The organism is Acinetobacter sp. CIP 102136, from assembly GCF_000369685.1.
In the GTDB taxonomy this organism is placed as follows: Bacteria; Pseudomonadota; Gammaproteobacteria; order Pseudomonadales; family Moraxellaceae; genus Acinetobacter; species Acinetobacter fasciculus.
The window spans coordinates 73,217-91,972 of sequence record NZ_KB850140.1 but is presented as its reverse complement, the minus strand read 5'-3'; the positions used below and the strand labels follow the sequence as shown (position 1 = coordinate 91,972).

Genomic DNA, 18,756 nt, shown 5'->3' with positions numbered 1-18,756 from the left:
TTAAGCTCACGATAGATCGTACTAGGATGTCTTTTAATGAGTTCAGCAAATTTTCTGGCTGAAAAGCCTTCTTTTCTTGACTCAAGCATTAATGCAGTACGATCTTCAAAGTTAAGATGATGGTATGACAATTTTATATACTCCATAAACCCTTTAAATTAATTAGGTGGTTTATGTCGCACTTCAAGTTTTACTCTGCCTTGTTACAGAAAAGGATATCCCTATTACGGTCGTTGATAATATTAAATGGTTATATCCTGCAAATTACTCAGAAAGTAAAAATCACACTACAGATAAAATCAACTTCTATTATCAGCAATTTATAAGAAATTCTCATCTGAGTCTAATTGAACTATCAAAATATATTGATGTTCAATATTCATTAGAACCAGGAGAATCACTATTAGAAATCCGCGAGCTCATTGCTCAAAGGTACTTCGTATTTGATATCAACATTAGTTATAGAAAAATCACATGTGGCAATATAAAACTCAGTGAACAAGATTCATGGGAGGCCATCTGCAATGCTTCGAATCAATGATGTTTATGAGTTTGATGAGAAAAAGTATCGCATCCTCAAAGTATATACAGATCATATAATTTGGATAGAACTTGAAAATCAAAAAGCCTTACCTGAATTGTATACAAGATCCACACTCATCGAGGTAATTGAATCGGGCAACATAAAAATTACTACAGATCCTTTTGAAGACATGTCTTTGATGGTATTAGAAGAAAACTCTGTCTATCAAATCAAACGTGACAAGAATTTAGCTATTATAAAACCTATAATTGAACATGAAAAATTTTATGATTCAAACATACGTGCCTCTTTGATTAATGAAATTGTAAATCAAAAGATTACCACTAAACAGACTATATATCGCTTACTTCGCCAGTATTGGCAAAGAGGAATGACCCCCAATGCCTTAATCCCTCAGTATTATAATTCTGGAGGAAAAGGTGTTAAAAAGGCTGTAAATAATAAAAAATTAGGTCGCCCTCGTATTATTTCTGAAGGGACAGGTGCTCTTATTGATGAAGAAATTGAAAGACTATTTAGGAGAGTCATCAATCAGTACATGCTCAATGAAAACAAGCATAGAGGTGGTCCCACTTGTTTGAACAACTAAAAGCTTATTTATAAGTGATATTCTGCTCTAGTTAAGCTACCTTATTTTGTTGTGGTAGCTGGTCATAGTAAAACTCATCTGGAGTCATTTTGTCCAGACTCGAATGAGGTCGTTTCAAATTATAAAACTCAAAATATGCACTCAATTGCTTTTTCGCATCTGTGACACTGCTATAAGCTTTGAGATACACCTCTTCATATTTAACGCTCCGCCATAATCGTTCAACCATCACATTATCAATCCATCGACCTTTACCATCCATACTGATTTGAATGCCATTTGATTTCAATACATCAATAAATGCATCACTGGTGAACTGACTGCCTTGGTCTGTATTCAATATTTCAGGTGATCCATATTTTTCAATCGCTTCATTTAAAACCGAAATACAAAAATCCACATCCATACTAATCGATACCCTATGCGCAAGTACCTTGCGGCTATGCCAATCAATCACAGCACATAAATAAACAAAGCCTTTTGCCATAGGAATATACGTTATATCCGTAGACCACACTTGATTACTGCGCAGAATAGCCAACCCTTTGAGCAGATATGGATATTTACGGTGAGCTTGATTAGCCTGGCTTAAATTTGGTTTGCAATATAACGCCTGAATACCCATTTTCTTCATTAAAGTACGTGTATGACGTCGTCCTATATGATGCCCTTGACGATTCAACAAATCACGCATCATACGACTGCCTGCAAAAGGATATTGCATATGTAATTCATCAATACATCGCATCAGCTTCAGATCTGATGAGCTAACAGGTTTTGGGCGATAATAATAACAACCACGGGAGACTTTCAGCAGCTTAGCTTGCTTAGATACTGAAATCTGAAGTGAGTCGTCGATTAACTTTTGTGGTTGAAGCGGCCCAGTTTCTTCAACACACCTTCTAAAAAATCAATTTCTAATGCCTGCTCACCGATTTTTGCATGTAGTTTTTTTAGATCGATGGGTGGTTCTGTTGGAGCTTTTGATTGATCGAAAGCTTGCGAGGAAGCTGAAATCAGTTGATTTTTCCAGTCAATAATTTGGTTTTGATGAACATCAAATTCAGCACTCAATTCAGCAAGTGTTTTTTCTGCTTTAATCGCAGCAAGTGCTACCTTAGCTTTAAAGTCATTTGAATGATTTCTTCTTGGTCTACGTGTCATAAAATACTCCATATATTGATGTTTATAACATCATTTGGGGAGCAAAATATCACTTATAAGTGTTGTTCAAATTTCCTGATCCACCTCTCATACTCTACCCTACACATATCGTAAGTTTCTTAGTATATATCAAAGCCTATATCCAGACATTATTGAAACTGAAGTCCCATCAATCTGGCAATTAAAATACTTTTATGATCGTGAATATAGTCCTATTCTAAAAATAAAATCACGAACTAGTAAAATTGAGTATTTAAAAGACAAAAGAGTTTTATATTCAACAGTTAATACACATGTTCTCGGACCAGGATCTCGTTACCAAGTAGATGCTACGATAGCTGACATCTATCTTGTTTCTGACTCAGATAGAGGCTGCATTATTGGACGTCCAACCATTTACTTTATGATGGATGAATTTAGCCGTATGGTTACTGGCATGTACGTGGGGTTAGAGAATCCATCTTATGTTACGAGTATGCTAGTTCTTCGTATGGCGATGTCTGATAAGGTCGATTATTGTAAAAAATTTGATCACGAGATTACTTTTAAGGATTGGCCATGTATTGGATTACCTGAGGCAATCTTGGCAGATAGAGCCGAATTACTTGGACATCAAATTGAAAATCTCGAAAAGAACTTTGCCATCCGGATAGAAAACACACCTGCCTATCGTGGTGATTTAAAGTCAATTGTAGAGCGCTATTTCCGCACTATCCAGGCTGAATTTAAACCTTATGCACCTGGTGTAGTTCAAGCAATCAAAGAAAAGAAGCGTGGTGGTAAAGACTACCGACTAGATGCAACACTCACTGTTAAGGAATTTACCCAGATCATTTTAAATTCTGTTCTCATTTACAACAACACACATGAACTTTCTTCTTATGATCGCGACATTGATATGCCAACAGATTTACCCTGCATTCCTATTCATTTATGGAATTGGGGCATACAGAATCGAACAGGTAAGTTACGCTCAGCATCAGAAAAAGCGATTTATATTGCACTACTTCCCCGCACCGATGGCACCCTCTCTGAGCTAGGATTAAAGGTTTTCGGAGTCTTCTATAATTGTAAAGAACTCATTGAACGCGGCTTGCTCCACAGGAAAAGTGCTTCAAGACAAAGGCCGAAATTTAAAGTTGCTTACGATCCAGCGAACGCTGAAAAAGTTTATATATTTCATTCTGAAGACCATTCAGATTATTGGGAAGCACAACTTTCAAATCGTTCTAGAGAATTTAGAGGTTGTAGTTTTTGGGAGGTCTGGCAAGTTCAACTTGAGCAAAAAATAACACGATCTCGCTACAAAATAAATGCAAATCTTGCACGTGCTGATTTAGAACAACGCAATGAAGATATCATTGAAAAAGCAATTTCCTCAAGACCTTCTACTCAAAAAAGTAATGCTCAACGTCTTTCATCGATACGGAATAACCGTAATCAGGCAATAACTGAAGAAAGGGAGGATTTAAAGAAATCTACCCAAATCCAAAGCTCACAAAATGCGAAGGTTACAGACAATATTATTCCAATCTCAGGAATTAAAAAAGCAGAAGACGAAGAATCCACCTTACTTATTCCAACCTATTACGAATCATTATTTGATGAAGATGATAATTAAAACGAGGTAAATAAAAATGAAAGTTAATGCAGTTTATCATCCAAGTTTTGGGCAGTATCAAGGAAATCCTCTTATAGAAGCATTACCACCTGTACGTGAATTTTCAGAGGTGAAAAATGCACTAAAAAGTACAATTACCCTTAACCCATCAGAAAAACATGAATCAGGTGTAGTTAGAGGTCACCTTATTGCTCAGTTGATGAATAATTTTTTTCAACCGATTGCACGGCATATTCAACTTGAACAAAAACTCTCCATTATGCTTCGTGAAGGTTACGTGGGGCGTAATCTTGCAAATGGCTCTCTTAATTCACATCTACAGAATGGTTATGAGCGAATGATGACTGGTGATGTAAATGCCATTCGCTTTGAAGCAGCTAAGTCCACTGCACGAAGTATGTGTTTTATTGGCTGTTCAGGAAGTGGCAAAACTACTACATTAAATCGAATTCTCGCTACTTATCCTCAGGTCATTTTTCATGAAAAGTATAATTTTACCCAAATTGTTTATTTAAAAATTGATTGCCCACATGATGGCTCTTTAAAAAGTTTGTGCCTACATTTTTTCAGAGCAATCGATCAAGCACTAGGGTCTGATTATGAAAGAAAATATGCATTAAAAAGACATGGTATTGAAACATTACTCAACTTAATGCGCCAGATTGCCAATTTACATGCAATTGGATTGCTTATTATTGATGAAATTCAGCATCTAAGTGTGAACAAATCTGGAGGTGCAGATAAAATGCTGAATTTCTTTGTCACTTTGGTTAATGTGGTTGGCTTACCAGTCGTGATGGTTGGCACACCAAAAGCTCGATTTATTTTTGAAGATGATTTGAGATCTGCTAGACGAGGAGTGGGATTAGGCTCAATTCTGTGGGAACAGATTAAAAATGAAGAAAAATTTATTCACCCACAGACAAAAAAAATCATTAAATCAGAATGGGTCGGATTTACTGAAGCACTTTGGAAGTATCAATGGCTCAAAAAAGCAGATCTTATCATAAGTGAAGAAATCAGGAACTGCTGGTATGATCTCAGCCAAGGCATTCCAGATATTGTGGTTAAATTATTTGTATTAGCCCAAATGAGAGCAATTGAGTCAGGGCTGGAACGTATCACGGTCAAATTACTGAAACAGACATATGAACAAGATTTAATCCCAATTCACCCAATGATTAAAGCGCTACGCTCAGGTGATGCCGAACAAATTTCACAATTTTCAGATCTGATTATTCCCGAAGTTGATAAAAAGCTACTCCTCTTACAAGTAAAGCTAGAGCAAAAAAAAGAGTTCATGGAAGATATTGATATCTATGATGGACATCAAGAATCTATTCATTTACATCGCCTACTGATTGAGCTGGGATACGAATCAAATTTATTAGCACCTCTAGTTAAAAAAGTATTCCGAGAGAATCCTAAATTTGACATGAAATCAGTAATGCCGATTATCCTAAGCTGGCTGCATGAGCAAAATGAGGAGTTCTCTTTACCTTCTAGTGCAAATAAACCACAAGATACGCAAAAGATAAGAAAACAGAGAATTCAACCCAAATTATGGCACTCTCTTGATAATGATGATTTACGTTTTCAGTTCAGTCAGAAAGAAAATAAACAAAGCTTTTATGAACATCTAAAAAACCAGACTGATTATGTCATCAATATGGAAACTTTAATAAAAGAGGCAGGATAAATATGCTAAATTTTCCGGTTCCTTATACTAATGAGTTAATCTATAGTTCAGTTGCTAGAGCTGGAATACGATTAGCAATTAATAGCCCAAAACAACTTTTAGATGAGATTTTCCAAGATCGCGAAGTTGTAGCAACAATAGATTTGCCCGCACATTTATCAAAAATTTTAAAGCTTTTACCTGAAACACAATTTGATGCAAAAAAACTGATTTATCAGCATACTCTTTTTCCTCTTTATGCCCCATTTGTTCCAGAAGAGCGAAGACAAGAATGCATGCTATGGATGCTGAATAAATCAAATGGTTCAGTACACTTAGCCCTAGGAATTAATGCATCGTACATAGCAACTCCCACATATTTGCAATATTGCCCGGGATGTATAAATGAACAGCTTAAACAATATAAAGAATACTATTGGTCCAGACTTTGGCAAGTCCAAGGTGTTACCTGCTGTCAAAAACATGGTGAACTTATACAAACGAATATAGAGTTTAGGTCACCACACAAACATGAATTTATTGCAGCTGATGTTAAAAACTGCCCGATTGTCACTCAGTCAGCAGCCAAATTAGATGATCTGCTCATCTGTAAAAAAGTAGATGAGCTTTTACAGCTTTGTCCAAAACAGTCTGCAAGTTTTGAGCAATGGAGTCTTTTTTATAAGAAACTTGCCCATCAAAATAATTGTGTCCGAGGAAACTCTCATATTTTATATGAATCCATTTATGAAAAAATTTCGACCCGCTGGTCTAAACAGTTTTTAAAACAATATCATTTGGACAATTTCAGTTCTGAAAATAGTTGGCTACGTAGTATTTTCCGAAAACATCGTAAATGTTTTAGCTATCTTCAACATTTAATTGTAATTGAAGCTATGAATGTCGGTAGAGAGTGGTCATTTAATGAGATCTTAGTAACTGTTAATTCTTTACAACCAGTCATTAAACCACAATCTATAAAATTACAATCCTCGGATATAACAGAATCTCAAAATACAATTATATTAGAAAAACGAAAAAAATGGCTTGAGGCAATCAATCAAGACAGCATCAATGCATCAAGAAAACAAAATAGTGCTCTATATGCATGGCTCTATCGCAATGATCAAGAATGGCTACTTGAAACAAACAGTCATTATCAGCAACCTCACATACCGACAGGAAATAAAATTGATTGGGGTACACGTGATCTTGAAACCGTTAAACTATTAATCAAGATTAAACAACAACTTATAGAAAACTTGGATTTACCTAGAAAATCGAGAAACTGGTGGATCAAGCAACTTAGGAATCCAGCTACTATTGAAAAAAATTTAGATAATTTGCCATTAACTAAACAGTTTTTAGATCAATATAATGAGGACATTAGCTGCTTTCAGATTAGGCGACTAACCCGAGTATTACTGCAATCATATTCAGCAAATGAACAACTTCAACGCTGGATCATTTTACGAAAATCGGGTTTAAGTGAAGAAAGAATAACAACTGAAGCAAATAATTTTTTAACGAACGTTATTAAACTTATTCATTGGGAGAATTAATTTTGGTTATTAGAGGTTTTCCGTTAAACGCTAGAATTTCATCTATTGGGGCAATTTTTAAGAATAAACAAGGGATAGCTTGGAATATTAATCTTGGATTAGAGTATGAGGAACAAAGAGTTTTTAAACATACTCGATTCTCAAGCATGCACTTGGTCGCGCAACGGAGATGCTTAAATCCCTCAGTTGAATTGAAAGACGAAAATCATTTAACACTAAAATTTAAAATTAACGATCTCACAGAATGGCAGGTCAGCAATAATATTGCGACAAAACAATTCCAATTCACACAGAAATTAACTGACCTTGATCAAAAATTTAAAAATACAATTGTGCATTTACCACAATTAGAACTGGCTAGAGCATTATTTTTTCATAATGCTTATTTTGCGAGAAATGCACTTTCACAGAACTTTTTAAATCTGGAATTTGATGTTCAAACGGTTTCAGAAAACTATGTACTGATTAACGAACTATTCTCAAGTAATTTCCCTCCATCTCAATATAATCATCCAGGCATGCGCAACTTACTCGCTTGGATTTTAATCAATCCTGAAATCAGAAGAAGCTATGAAAGTATTGCTACTCATTTTTTTAATGAAAAAATAAAAGGTAAAAATAAAGAATGGTGGTATTTCAATTTTGATCCCCCTTCTTTAGCAAATGTAGAAATAACTGTTAAAGCCTATTATTCTAAAAAATTGGATCAAATTTATATCAATGAAATTGTAGAGATTAAAGGATTAGAATCGAACTTACCAAAGCAGATTGATTTTTCTAGTCCAAGATTTACTCAAAATAAAAACACATCGTCTACAGGAAAATCAGGTACTTACTCAAACCGACAAGAACCCGAATCTCCAGAAATTGATGACAGTCAAGAGGCAAATAGTGATCGTAAAATCCTTACTTTGCCTAGCTCTCCTGTATTGCTCAGCTTTTCCGATCCAGTTCTCACCCGTAAAATTTATAATAAAAAAAGATCCAAGAATGCATCCTTACCTTCAGAGGAAGATGAAATTCAGGACTATGATGCTATAGGGACTGATGAAGCAAGTAGCATTGGGACAATTGGTCGCGGTGAATTTGAGGGATTAGAAGATGAAAGCAATAATTTAGATTTGTTTATGGACCGTTTTGAAGCTTTCAGGTTCATGATAGAAAAGTTCGTTGAGCAAAATAATTTTACGACGGCAACCTCAAAAATCTATGAACTTCCCAGATTACAAAAATCGAAACTCCACATAACTTCGGATGGAAATAAGCGCACCCTGATGGTATATAGGTTGAATCAGCTATTCGATTACAATTTCATAATCTTTGAAATAGATGTCACAGATAATGTGAAAAAACTTTCAACCCTAGTTCTCTGCTTAAATGATATGAATGAGTTTGATGAGAGATCAATTAAAGCAATGATGAAAGAAATTATGCAGCGTTCACTAAGATGGCCGACCTTAAAATATTTTGCAGACTATGGTTTGGCAAAAACCCTACATCATCCTAAAAATCTAAATGAACTTAATGAATCAAGTCATGAGTTCGAACGATGGGGTGAACGATTCGATAAAATTATTAAGGCATTACTTCAGAAATTAGAAAAGAATGAAAAAGTGTAGATGAGGGTACTGTAAGTGCAACTGGGTATGTAAAAAGGTATTCTGTTTATGCTGATGGAGCTTATGACACAATAGGATATCATCAAATAATTTCAGATCGACAAACATACCCAATCATTCCACAAAAAAGAGTGCGAAACCTTGAAAAAATTCACTGAATTAGGTGAACCCTATACCCAAATTGTAACTTAAATTTGGACAATTTAGTGAGGCTTTGTCTTTTGAATCTTTGTATAACAAAGCCCTCCTCAAGCGACAGGATTTATCTAGAACCAAATATAGAAGGAAAAGTGAGGTTCAGCAAATGCTTACCATATATTTAAATACCTTAAACTTGGAAATTATTTTCAGGAATCTCGAGAGATCACATGACTAAACTCACTTGCTTTAAAGCCTATGATATTCGCGGCAAACTCGGCACAGAACTCAACGAAGATATCGCCTATAAAATTGGCCGTGCTTATGGACAGATTTATCAACCGAAGACTGTAGTGATTGGCTGTGATATACGTCTCAGCAGTGAAGGCCTAAAACAGGCCACAATTCGTGGTTTGAATGATGCCGGTGTCAATGTACTGGATCTGGGGATGACCGGCACTGAAGAAGTTTATTTCGGCGCATTTCATCTCGATGTTCAAGGCGGGATTGAAGTCACAGCCAGCCATAATCCGATGGACTATAATGGCATGAAACTGGTACGTGAAAATGCCCGTCCAATTAGTGCCGATACTGGTCTTAAAGAGATTCAGGCTTTAGCAGAATCAGATGAATTTATTGACGTCAGCAATAAAGGCCGTACTGAGAAATATAATATTCTGCCTGAATTTGTAAATCATCTGATGAGCTATATTGATCCGGCAAAAATCCGTCCGATGAAACTGGTCATGAATGCCGGGAATGGAGCAGCAGGCCATGTGATTGATGCCATTGAGCAAAAGTTTCAACAACTCAATATTCCGGTCGAATTTATCAAAATTCATCATGAAGCTGACGGCAATTTCCCGAACGGGATTCCCAATCCGATTTTAACTGAAAACCGTGACAGCACCCGTGATGCTGTGATTGAGCATGCTGCCGACATGGGCATTGCCTGGGATGGTGACTTTGACCGCTGCTTCCTGTTCGATGAAAAAGGCCAGTTTATTGAAGGCTATTATATTGTTGGTCTTTTGGCTCAAGCCTTCTTGCTAAAACAATCGGGTGAGAAAATTGTGCATGACCCGCGTCTGGTCTGGAATACCCTGGATATCGTGGAACAATACCAAGGGATTACGGTGCAGTCGAAATCAGGGCATGCCTTTATTAAAGATGTGATGCGTGAACATAATGCAGCTTATGGCGGAGAAATGAGTGCCCATCACTATTTCCGTGACTTTGCCTACTGTGATAGCGGCATGATTCCATGGTTACTAGCGATTGCAGTACTGTCTGAAACACAGCAATCTCTATCTTCGCTGGTGGAAGAGATGATTGCCAAGTTCCCGTGTAGTGGTGAGATCAACTTTAAAGTCGCCGATACCCAAACCACGATTCAAAAACTCTTTGATCACTATGCCGATCAAAATCCTGCAATTGATCAGACCGATGGTGTCAGTCTGGACTTTGGCACCTGGCGTTTTAATGTGCGTGCATCCAATACTGAACCTTTATTGCGTCTGAATATTGAAAGCCGTCGTGACCGCAATCCACGACCGATGCAGGACTATGTCGATGAGTTGACCCAGCTGGTCCAGAGTTAAGGCTGCTGTATTAAGTACAATAAAACGGGAGCAATTTTGCTCCCGTTTTATATTTATATTCTTATAAAAATTTTAACAATAGCCATTCGGATTCTGCTTCTGCCAGTTCCAGCTATCTGCCAGCATATCCTCCAAACCATATTGTGCTGCCCAGTCCAACTCTTGTACTGCACGGCTATTATTTGCAAAACAGGTCGCCACATCACCTTCACGACGTGGTGCTAATTCAAATGGAATTGCAACACCATTGACCCGTTCAAAAGTATCTTTAACTTGTAGCACTGAAATGCCATTGCCAGTACCAATATTCCAGGCCCGGCACCCTTGTGCAGTTAAACGATTATTGAGGGCACATAAATGTGCATTGGCCAGATCTACCACATGAATATAATCCCGTACACCCGTGCCATCGACAGTGTCATAATCATGACCAAAGATCGACAGTTTTTCACGTCGCCCTACTGCCACCTGCGTTACATAAGGCATTAAATTATTCGGAATACCTTGTGGATCTTCACCGATCTGCCCGCTTTTATGTGCACCGACCGGATTGAAATAACGTAATAAGGCAATCGACCAGCGCTGATCTGCTACGGCCGTTTTTTCCAAGAGCTGCTCCACAATCAGCTTGGTATAGCCATAGTTATTGGTTGGCATGCCAGTCGGCATTTCTTCGTTTAAAGGTGACGGATGATTATCACCATACACAGTAGCCGACGAACTAAACACCAAGTTAAAAACCTGTGCGCGCTGCATGGCCTGTACCAGGCTGATGGAACCAGCAATATTATTATCAAAATAAGCCAATGGAATCTGCTGGCTTTCTCCAACCGCTTTAAGCCCGGCAAAATGAATTACCGCATCAATGCTATTTTGCTGAAAGACTTGATCCAGTAACTGGCCATCCCGGATATCCCCTTCAACAAAGGTCAGACTTTTCCGGGTCAACTGTTGCACCCGATTTAAAGACTCAGCAGCACTATTGCAGAGATTATCTAAAACAATGACCTCATGCCCGGCATTTAATAATTCCACACAGGTATGTGAACCAATATAGCCTGCCCCACCGGTGACCAGAATTTTAGCCATTTGACTTTCCTAATAGAATTTTAATTAAACCTTGGGTTGAACCATCCAGACCATCCAGACCATCCAGATCGCTCTGTTCCCCATTGAGGATCGGCAATAACTGATTGGCAATTTCCTTGCCTTTTTCCACGCCCCATTGATCAAATGGGTTAATGTTCCACAGCACCGATTGAACAAACACCTTATGCTCATACAATGCAATCAGCATCCCCAGATTATAGGGATTCAGCTCTTGCAGTAACAAGGTACTGCTCGGCTGATTGCCTTCATACTGCTTATAAGCCGGCAAGCTAGCCAATTCATTTTGATCCAGCGCTTCATTACCAAAAGCCAGTAAACGCGATTGCGCCAGACAATTCGACAATGCCAAATGATGCTGCTCGATTAATGCCTCAGCACTATCGGCATAGGTATATTGCTGACTGTTATAGCGCTTTACCGGTGCAATAAAGTCACAACTGACTGACTGGGTGCCCTGATGCAGGAGTTGATAGAAAGCATGTTGCGCATTCGGGCCAACCTCTCCCCAAATAATCGGACAGGTATCCAGCTGTACTTTTTCACCATTGCGCTGGATCGACTTGCCATTCGATTCCATTTCCAGCTGCTGCAAGTAGGAAGCAAAATATTTTAGCCGCCCATCATAAGGCAGGATGGCATGGGTCTGAATATCCAGGAAATTATTATTCCAGGCCCCTAACAGTCCCATCAAGACCGGAATATTCTGTTCAAAAGGCTGATACTGAAAATGCTGATCTACTGCATAAGCACCTGCCAGTAGCTGCTTAAAACCTTCAATTCCAATACTCAAGGCAATCGGCAATCCGATACAGGACCACAGCGAATAACGCCCTCCGACCCAATCCCACAACAACAGCTGGTTTTCCGGTGCAATCCCCCACGCTGTCATTTTCTCCGGTTTGGTCGATACCCCAATAAAATGATGTTTGAGAATATAGGGATGCTGACCCAATGCTTTTTCCAGCCACAAACGTACGGTCTGGGCATTGGTCAGGGTATCAATCGTACCAAATGATTTGGATGAAATGATAAACAGAGTGGTTTCCGGACGCAACTGATGCAACAACTCGGACAACTGACTGCCATCCATGGTCGAAACAAAATGTACGTTGAGTGGCTGGGCAGACTGATATTTAAAATCAGATAAGGCATGCGTGACCATCAACGGCCCAAGATCTGAACCACCGACCCCAATATTGACCACATCCTGAATCACTTCACCGGTGGCACCACGACGCTGTCCGGCATGAATTTGTTCTACCAAGGCATACATACGCTCAAGTTGCGCATGCACATCAGCGGCCAGCTCGGCATGTTGCTGATCCTGTGCCGGTAAGCGTAAGGCCCAATGCATGGCTGCACGCTGCTCGGTATAGTTGATTGCCTGAGTGGAAAATAAAGATCCGATCCAGGATCTGAGGTTCTGTGCATCCACCCATTCAATCAGGCCCTGCATTACCTCATCATTGATTCTGTGTTTACTGTAGTCGAAGACCAGCTGCTCAAACTGGATCGAATACTGGTTAAAACGCTGGGGATCGGCAGCAAACAGGTCTCGCAGATGAACCGCATCAAGTTGCTGTTTGCTCGAGGCGAGTTTCTGATACACCATTTCAGGATTTGGATCTGGATTAAACTGGCTCAACATTAGCGTCCTACCCCAATATAATTAAAACCACGTGCCTTGATATAAGCCGGATCATACAGATTACGCCCATCTAGAATCAGTGGATGCTGCATCAGTTTAATCAGATAAGGATAATCCGGACTGCCATACTGTTTCCAGGCCGTCATCAGACACAAGGCATCTGCACCTTCGACAGCCTGATATTGATCTTCACATAGGATCAAATCTTCCCGTGCGCCATAGACCTTTTCAATATTGGCCAGTGCCTGTGGATCATGCAGTTTGACTGTCACACCCTGTGCCCATAATGCAGTCAGCATGGCATGCACTGGAGATTGCTGGATGCTCGGGGTATTTTCTTTAAAGGCTGCGCCCCAAATCGCCACCACTTTGCCTTGTAAATCGCCACGGAAATAATTCCAGAGCTTGCGAAACAGCAATTCTTTTTGTTGTTCGTTAATTTCCCAGACCTGCTCTAACAGCTGGTTTTTCACCCCTGAATCTGCAACCGCATGTGTTAAAGTACGAATATCATGTGAGAAATTTTCTCCACCAAAACCGACCCCAGGGAACAAGTAGGCGGAACCGATGCGGTTATCTGCCGCCATGCCCTGACGTACCTGCTCAATATCGATGCCAAGTTTTTCTGCCACACTGGCCAGATCATTCATATAACTGATCCGGGTGGCCAGCATGCCGGAAATACTCAGTTTGGTAAATTCGGCATCCAGTACCGGCATAAACAGATACTGCTGCGCACGCGGGAATAAGGGCCGTAATAGCTCTCTGATTTTAAGCTGTGCATCCGGTTGGTCACAGCCGACGATCAGCTGGCTGGCCTGCATAAAACTTCGAATCGCATTGCCTTCCTGAATGATATCTGGCAGGTAAATCCAGTCATCATTCGGCAGAAGTTGCTGAAAACGTTGGGTTCCATGCAAGCCAAAAGTCGAGGCATTGATCATTAGTTTGGGATGAGCAAAACAGGCATGCCGGATGGTATTCAGCATCTGCAATGCCATATGCTCTTCAGTTGCATTAAAACTAAAGAAAAAAGCCTCCTGATTGAAATCCAGATGCTGAAAATCACAGCAGTTTAAAAAGCCGGATTTTTCCTGTTTTTGCAACAAGGCCTGCAGTGCTTCATCCTGAAAATAAGTCCGTGCCGGATCATCGCTACTGAAGCTGTTACACCACACTACCTGATGACCACATTCAGCTAGAAGGGCTGCAATGACCCCTGAAAATAAGGTTTTTCCCAGTACCGCGACTTTCATAGTATCCCTTGATTATTATAATGCCAGTTCCTGAATCAATGCTTTAAACTCTTGACCAAGCTTGGGATGATCCACGCCATAATGTAAAACAGCTTTTAAATAGCCAAGCTTGTTACCACAATCAAAAGTTTGACCTTTCATACGATAAGCTTCAACCGCTTCAGTCTGCTGCAACATGGCAATCGCATCGGTGAGCTGGATTTCATTGCCCGCCCCACGTGGTGTCTGTTCCAACAACTGCATGATTTTTGCCGGCAGGATATAACGCCCCACCACAGACAGATTCGATGGTGCCGTCCCGACTGCCGGTTTTTCGACAATCCCTTGCATCACAGTACTGTGACCTTCAGCTGGTGACTCTGCCACATCGACAATACCGTATTGATCCACCAGATGTTCAGGCACCGCTTCGACCATGATTTGTGCTGCTGCAGAGGTTTCATAGCGCTGAATCATTAAGCTCAAGTCATTCTGAGTCTGTGTATCTTTCACCAGAACATCAGGAAGCAGGACCGCAAAGTCATCTTCACCAATCACGGCTTTAGCACACAGTACCGCATGCCCCAAACCTAATGGCTGCGGTTGACGTACGCTAATAATACTGACACCTGCCGGTAAAATTTCAGTAATTTCTTTGAGTAAATCGGTTTTGTTTTTTTGCGCAAGCGTGGTTTCCAGCTCGAAGTTACGATCAAAGTAATTTTCAATTGATGCCTTGGAAGAATGCGTCACCAGAATAATCTGTTCAATCCCGGCAGCCACGGCTTCACGTACCACATATTCAATCGCAGGACGATCGACCACAGTCACCATTTCTTTGGGAATGGCTTTACTGGCTGGCAGAAAACGGGTGCCTAAACCTGCAACGGGTAAAATGGCTTTTTTAATCATATGTCTTAACCTGATCTCGATATTTTAATTTACTTTGACTTCTTTACCACGGACATAACCATCCACATAGTGTTCAAGCTGGCTTAATGCCCAATCAATATCCGATTGCACCGCAGTTAAATCATTTAAGCGCTCAAACACCATCAGCAATTCATCCAAGGGATACATTTTTTCATAAGAACGTAAAATACGACTGTGCTGGGTCACTTCGGTATTATCGGCATCAATCAACAATTCTTCGTAGAGTTTTTCGCCTGGACGTAAGCCGGAGTACTGGATTTCAATATCACCTTCCTGACTGCCTGTTTCTCGTACTTTTAAACCACTCAATGCAATCATTTGACGGGCTAAATCCTGAATGCGTACAGGTTCTCCCATATCGAGCAGGAATACATCGCCCCCCTGACCCAAAGCACCCGCCTGAATCACCAATTGCGAGGCTTCTGGAATGGTCATAAAGTAACGCGTTACTTCAGGATGAGTTACGGTAATAGGTCCACCTTTGGCAATTTGCTGTTTAAACAACGGCACCACCGAACCCGATGACCCCAAAACATTCCCAAAGCGGACAATGCTGATTTGGGTCTGATCTTGCGCTTCTGCCATCGCCTGACAATACAACTCTGCCATACGTTTAGACGCGCCCATGACATTGGTCGGACGCACGGCTTTATCGGTAGAAATGAGCACAAAGGTTTCTACACCTGTTTTGACCGCTGCATTTAAGCTAAATGCTGTCCCAATCGCGTTGTTTTTCAGACCTGCCAATGGGTTGCACTCTACCAAAGGCACGTGTTTGTAGGCAGCGGCATGGTACACAGTTTGAATCGCATACTGTTCCATCACCCGTTCTAGTTTGGCCTGATCGAGCACTGAACCTAAAATCGGGATAATCGTGACATCGCTATTTAAGCGTAATTCTTTATCAATGCTATACAACGCAAATTCGGTCAGTTCATAAATCACCAAAACTTTGGGTTTGTTTTTGACAATTTGGCGACACAGTTCAGAACCAATGGAACCACCCGCGCCTGTGACCAAGACCATTTTGTTTTGAATATTTTTAGCCAACAGTTCGGGTACAGGCGGCACAGGGTCACGCCCGAGCAAGTCAATAATATCGACTTCCTGAATATCCGATACGCGAATTTCACCATCGACCAGTTTGGTCAGTCCTGGAATTTCTGTAATTTTAATATGTGCAGGTTCTAAAAATTTGACGATCTCGCTTTTACGCATGCGTCCGACAGAAGGCAACGCAATCAAAATTTCATCAATATGCTTTTTCGGCATGACTTTTAATGCTGTTTCTGCATCATAGACTTTTAAACGGCCCAACTGTTGTCCAGTGAGTGATGGATCATCATCAATAAATAACACAGGTAAGTGTTCATCGGAATTGTATAGTGCTGCTGCAATTTGCTGTCCTGCATTGCCTGCACCATAAATCGCCACACGTTTTTTTTGTACATCGGCTTGTAAATAAGAACGCACAATAAAGCGAATAAAACCACGGCTAAACCAGACCCATGCGAACATGAGAAATCCGAACATGAGCGGAATAGAAGTGGGGATGAAGGCGTCGGTAAAATAAGCCAACGCATACAACCCTACCACAGTCAAAGAAGTACCCAACCCCAATTTGACCATAAACAGTTCGCTGTAGGTGCGCACAATAAAGCGATACACGCCAAAAATAAACAGCGATACAACGGCAATCACACTTGCCCATACCGAACCAAAAGCCAAGTTGGGCACCACTTCTGCGCCTAAATCAAACTGGCGAATGGCATAACATAGCCACAGCAAGACAGGAAAAACACAAAAATCCAGCACTATTAAAAATGCGAGTTTGGCGGCGCGAGGGGATTCTACAGCAGGTTCGATAATGGATTTCACGGGATGAGGCTTCTCAATATTTTTTTACTGAAAATTGTCTATATATCTTAAATAGACAATTTTCAGTTCACACTATTTTTATCAAAGTAAAATATATCATTTACATATTTTACTCTATTTTCGGTTTAAAGATTAGGTAACTCTATCGCATGCAATAGTCTAGTGATGTAAATGCACCAACTAACCTGACGCAGCCCTTTATGCACTATGACAAGATGAAGATCACCTCTTTAGGGCTGCATCACAAGTATGACTTAGCCTGCCATCTTTTGTATCACCTGCTGAATGGCTACAATGGTTTTTGTGATACTGTCATTGCTTAAATTTGGATGAACCAAGAACATTAAACTGGTTTCGCCCAATTGCTGTGCATTTACTAAACGCTGTGCAGGTCGCCATGCTGTACCATCAAAGGCGTGTTCTAAATACACTTCTGAACATGAACCGCTAAAACAAGGTACATTCAGGGCATTAATTTCCTCCATGATACGATCACGTGACCAACCTGCAGGTAACTGTTCGCTATTGACCTGCACATAGCACTTGTAGTTGGCATGTACATAGTCACTGTCTGGGTAATGCACAGTAAAATATGGACTGTCCTGAAAGGCTGCCAAAATGCGCTGTGCATGCTCGGTACGTTTTTTTGTCCATTCTGGCATACGCTGTAATTGTATACGTCCAATCACCGCTTGCATTTCCATCATGCGCCAGTTGGTGCCAAATGAGTCATGTAACCAACGAAAACCAGGTGGATGCTGTTTGTGATAAATGCTGTCGTAATTTTTACCATGGTCTTTGTACGACCACATTTTTTTCCATAGCTGTTCATCATTGGTGGTGACCATACCGCCTTCACCACCTGTGGTCATAATTTTGTCCTGACAGAAGGACCATGCGCCAATATGCCCAATTGAGCCAGCAGATTTACCTTTATACATGGCACCATGTGCCTGTGCACAGTCTTCAATCACATACAGACCTTTATCTTGTGCCAGTTGCATAATCGGGTCCATATCACACATCCACCCTGCCAAATGCACACAAATAATGGCTTTGGTATTTGGCGTCAATACTGTTTCAATAGTACGAGCAGAAATGTTTTGTGAATCGAGTTCTACATCTGCAAAAATGGGGTTGGCACCTGCTGTAACAATGGAGCTTGCCGACGCTAAAAAGGTGCGTGAAGTGACAATCACGTCATCACCCGCACCAATGTTTAAGGCTTTGAGTGCAACATCTAAAGCGACAGTACCGTTGGCAAGTGCCACGGCATATTGGGTTTGTGCAAACTGGGCAAATTCTTTTTCAAATTCACGGCATTCTTGCCCTGTCCAATAGTTGACTTTGTTAGACAGTAAAACTTGAGATACGGCATCTGCTTCTTGTTGAGTAAAGCTTGGCCATGGTTCAAATGCTGTGTTTAGCATGTACTA

At 40.2% G+C, this 18,756-nt stretch carries 14 protein-coding genes and 1 pseudogene; 7 read left to right on the top strand and 8 right to left on the bottom strand.

The features are described 5' to 3' along the window. A partial coding sequence (locus F893_RS17225) for a helix-turn-helix domain-containing protein (RefSeq protein ID WP_079284032.1) occupies positions 1-146 on the bottom strand: 146 nt, incomplete at its 3' end. Positions 147-166: 20 nt separating this feature from the next. On the opposite strand from F893_RS17225, the gene F893_RS17220 reads away from it, so the two are divergent. Together F893_RS17220 and F893_RS00660 are read left to right on the top strand one after the other, a co-directional pair. Further along, on the top strand, positions 167-541 hold the full coding sequence (locus tag F893_RS17220; protein ID WP_228130248.1) for a TnsA endonuclease C-terminal domain-containing protein: 375 nt from the start codon (positions 167-169) through the stop codon (positions 539-541). After that, the gene (locus F893_RS00660; RefSeq protein ID WP_005249558.1) at positions 525-1,133 is read left to right on the top strand and encodes a hypothetical protein; all 609 of its coding nucleotides are present in this window, start codon (positions 525-527) and stop codon (positions 1,131-1,133) included. Before F893_RS17220 ends, F893_RS00660 begins: the two co-directional genes overlap by 17 nt. Positions 1,134-1,164: 31 nt before the next feature. On the opposite strand, the gene F893_RS17215 is transcribed toward F893_RS00660, so the two are convergent. After that, positions 1,165-2,309, bottom strand: a protein-coding gene (locus tag F893_RS17215) for an IS3 family transposase (RefSeq protein WP_155757257.1) whose coding sequence is annotated in 2 segments (ribosomal slippage) — positions 1,165-2,045 and positions 2,045-2,309 — 1,146 coding nt in all. Because the reading frame shifts where the segments join, the coding sequence is not laid out codon by codon here. 76 nt (positions 2,310-2,385) lie between these two features. Here F893_RS17215 and F893_RS00645 point away from each other — a divergent pair. The 5 genes and pseudogenes from F893_RS00645 to F893_RS00625 form a co-directional block, all read left to right on the top strand. After that, positions 2,386-3,918: pseudogene (locus tag F893_RS00645) on the top strand (Mu transposase C-terminal domain-containing protein); the annotation flags it as partial. Positions 3,919-3,934: 16 nt separating this feature from the next. Further along, the gene (locus F893_RS00640) at positions 3,935-5,617 is read left to right on the top strand and encodes an AAA family ATPase (protein ID WP_005249555.1); all 1,683 of its coding nucleotides are present in this window, start codon (positions 3,935-3,937) and stop codon (positions 5,615-5,617) included. A gap of 2 nt (positions 5,618-5,619) precedes the next feature. Continuing rightward, positions 5,620-7,158 carry a TnsD family Tn7-like transposition protein gene (locus F893_RS00635; protein WP_004280910.1) on the top strand — a complete coding sequence of 513 codons (1,539 nt, stop codon included), beginning with the start codon at positions 5,620-5,622 and terminating at the stop codon, positions 7,156-7,158. 2 nt (positions 7,159-7,160) lie between these two features. Further along, positions 7,161-8,777: a Tn7-like element transposition protein TnsE gene (locus F893_RS00630; RefSeq protein WP_004280908.1), complete on the top strand. Its 1,617-nt coding sequence runs from the start codon at positions 7,161-7,163 to the stop codon at positions 8,775-8,777. Between the two features lie 368 nt (positions 8,778-9,145). Beyond that, a complete protein-coding gene (locus tag F893_RS00625; protein ID WP_004280906.1) occupies positions 9,146-10,516 on the top strand; it encodes a phosphohexomutase domain-containing protein in 1,371 nt (456 codons plus the stop codon). 72 nt (positions 10,517-10,588) lie between these two features. Here F893_RS00625 and galE read toward each other — a convergent pair whose 3' ends face one another. The 6 genes from galE to F893_RS00595 form a co-directional block, all read right to left on the bottom strand. Then, positions 10,589-11,605, bottom strand: a complete 1,017-nt coding sequence (gene galE / locus F893_RS00620; RefSeq protein WP_004280905.1) for a UDP-glucose 4-epimerase GalE — start codon at positions 11,603-11,605, stop codon at positions 10,589-10,591. After that, on the bottom strand, positions 11,598-13,238 hold the full coding sequence (gene pgi, locus F893_RS00615) for a glucose-6-phosphate isomerase (protein WP_228130251.1): 1,641 nt from the start codon (positions 13,236-13,238) through the stop codon (positions 11,598-11,600). The genes galE and pgi overlap by 8 nt, the downstream gene beginning before the upstream one ends. A 35-nt stretch (positions 13,239-13,273) precedes the next feature. Beyond that, complete coding sequence (locus F893_RS00610; protein ID WP_005249551.1) at positions 13,274-14,530, bottom strand: nucleotide sugar dehydrogenase; 1,257 nt, start codon at positions 14,528-14,530, stop codon at positions 13,274-13,276. Positions 14,531-14,545: 15 nt separating this feature from the next. Next, positions 14,546-15,421: a UTP--glucose-1-phosphate uridylyltransferase GalU gene (gene galU, locus F893_RS00605; protein WP_005249550.1), complete on the bottom strand. Its 876-nt coding sequence runs from the start codon at positions 15,419-15,421 to the stop codon at positions 14,546-14,548. 24 nt (positions 15,422-15,445) lie between these two features. Then, the gene (locus tag F893_RS00600; RefSeq protein WP_005249549.1) at positions 15,446-17,320 is read right to left on the bottom strand and encodes a nucleoside-diphosphate sugar epimerase/dehydratase; all 1,875 of its coding nucleotides are present in this window, start codon (positions 17,318-17,320) and stop codon (positions 15,446-15,448) included. A gap of 254 nt (positions 17,321-17,574) precedes the next feature. Continuing rightward, entirely contained in the window at positions 17,575-18,750 is a 1,176-nt protein-coding gene (locus F893_RS00595; protein WP_005249548.1) for a DegT/DnrJ/EryC1/StrS family aminotransferase, read from the bottom strand. Between the last annotated feature and the right edge of the window lie 6 nt (positions 18,751-18,756).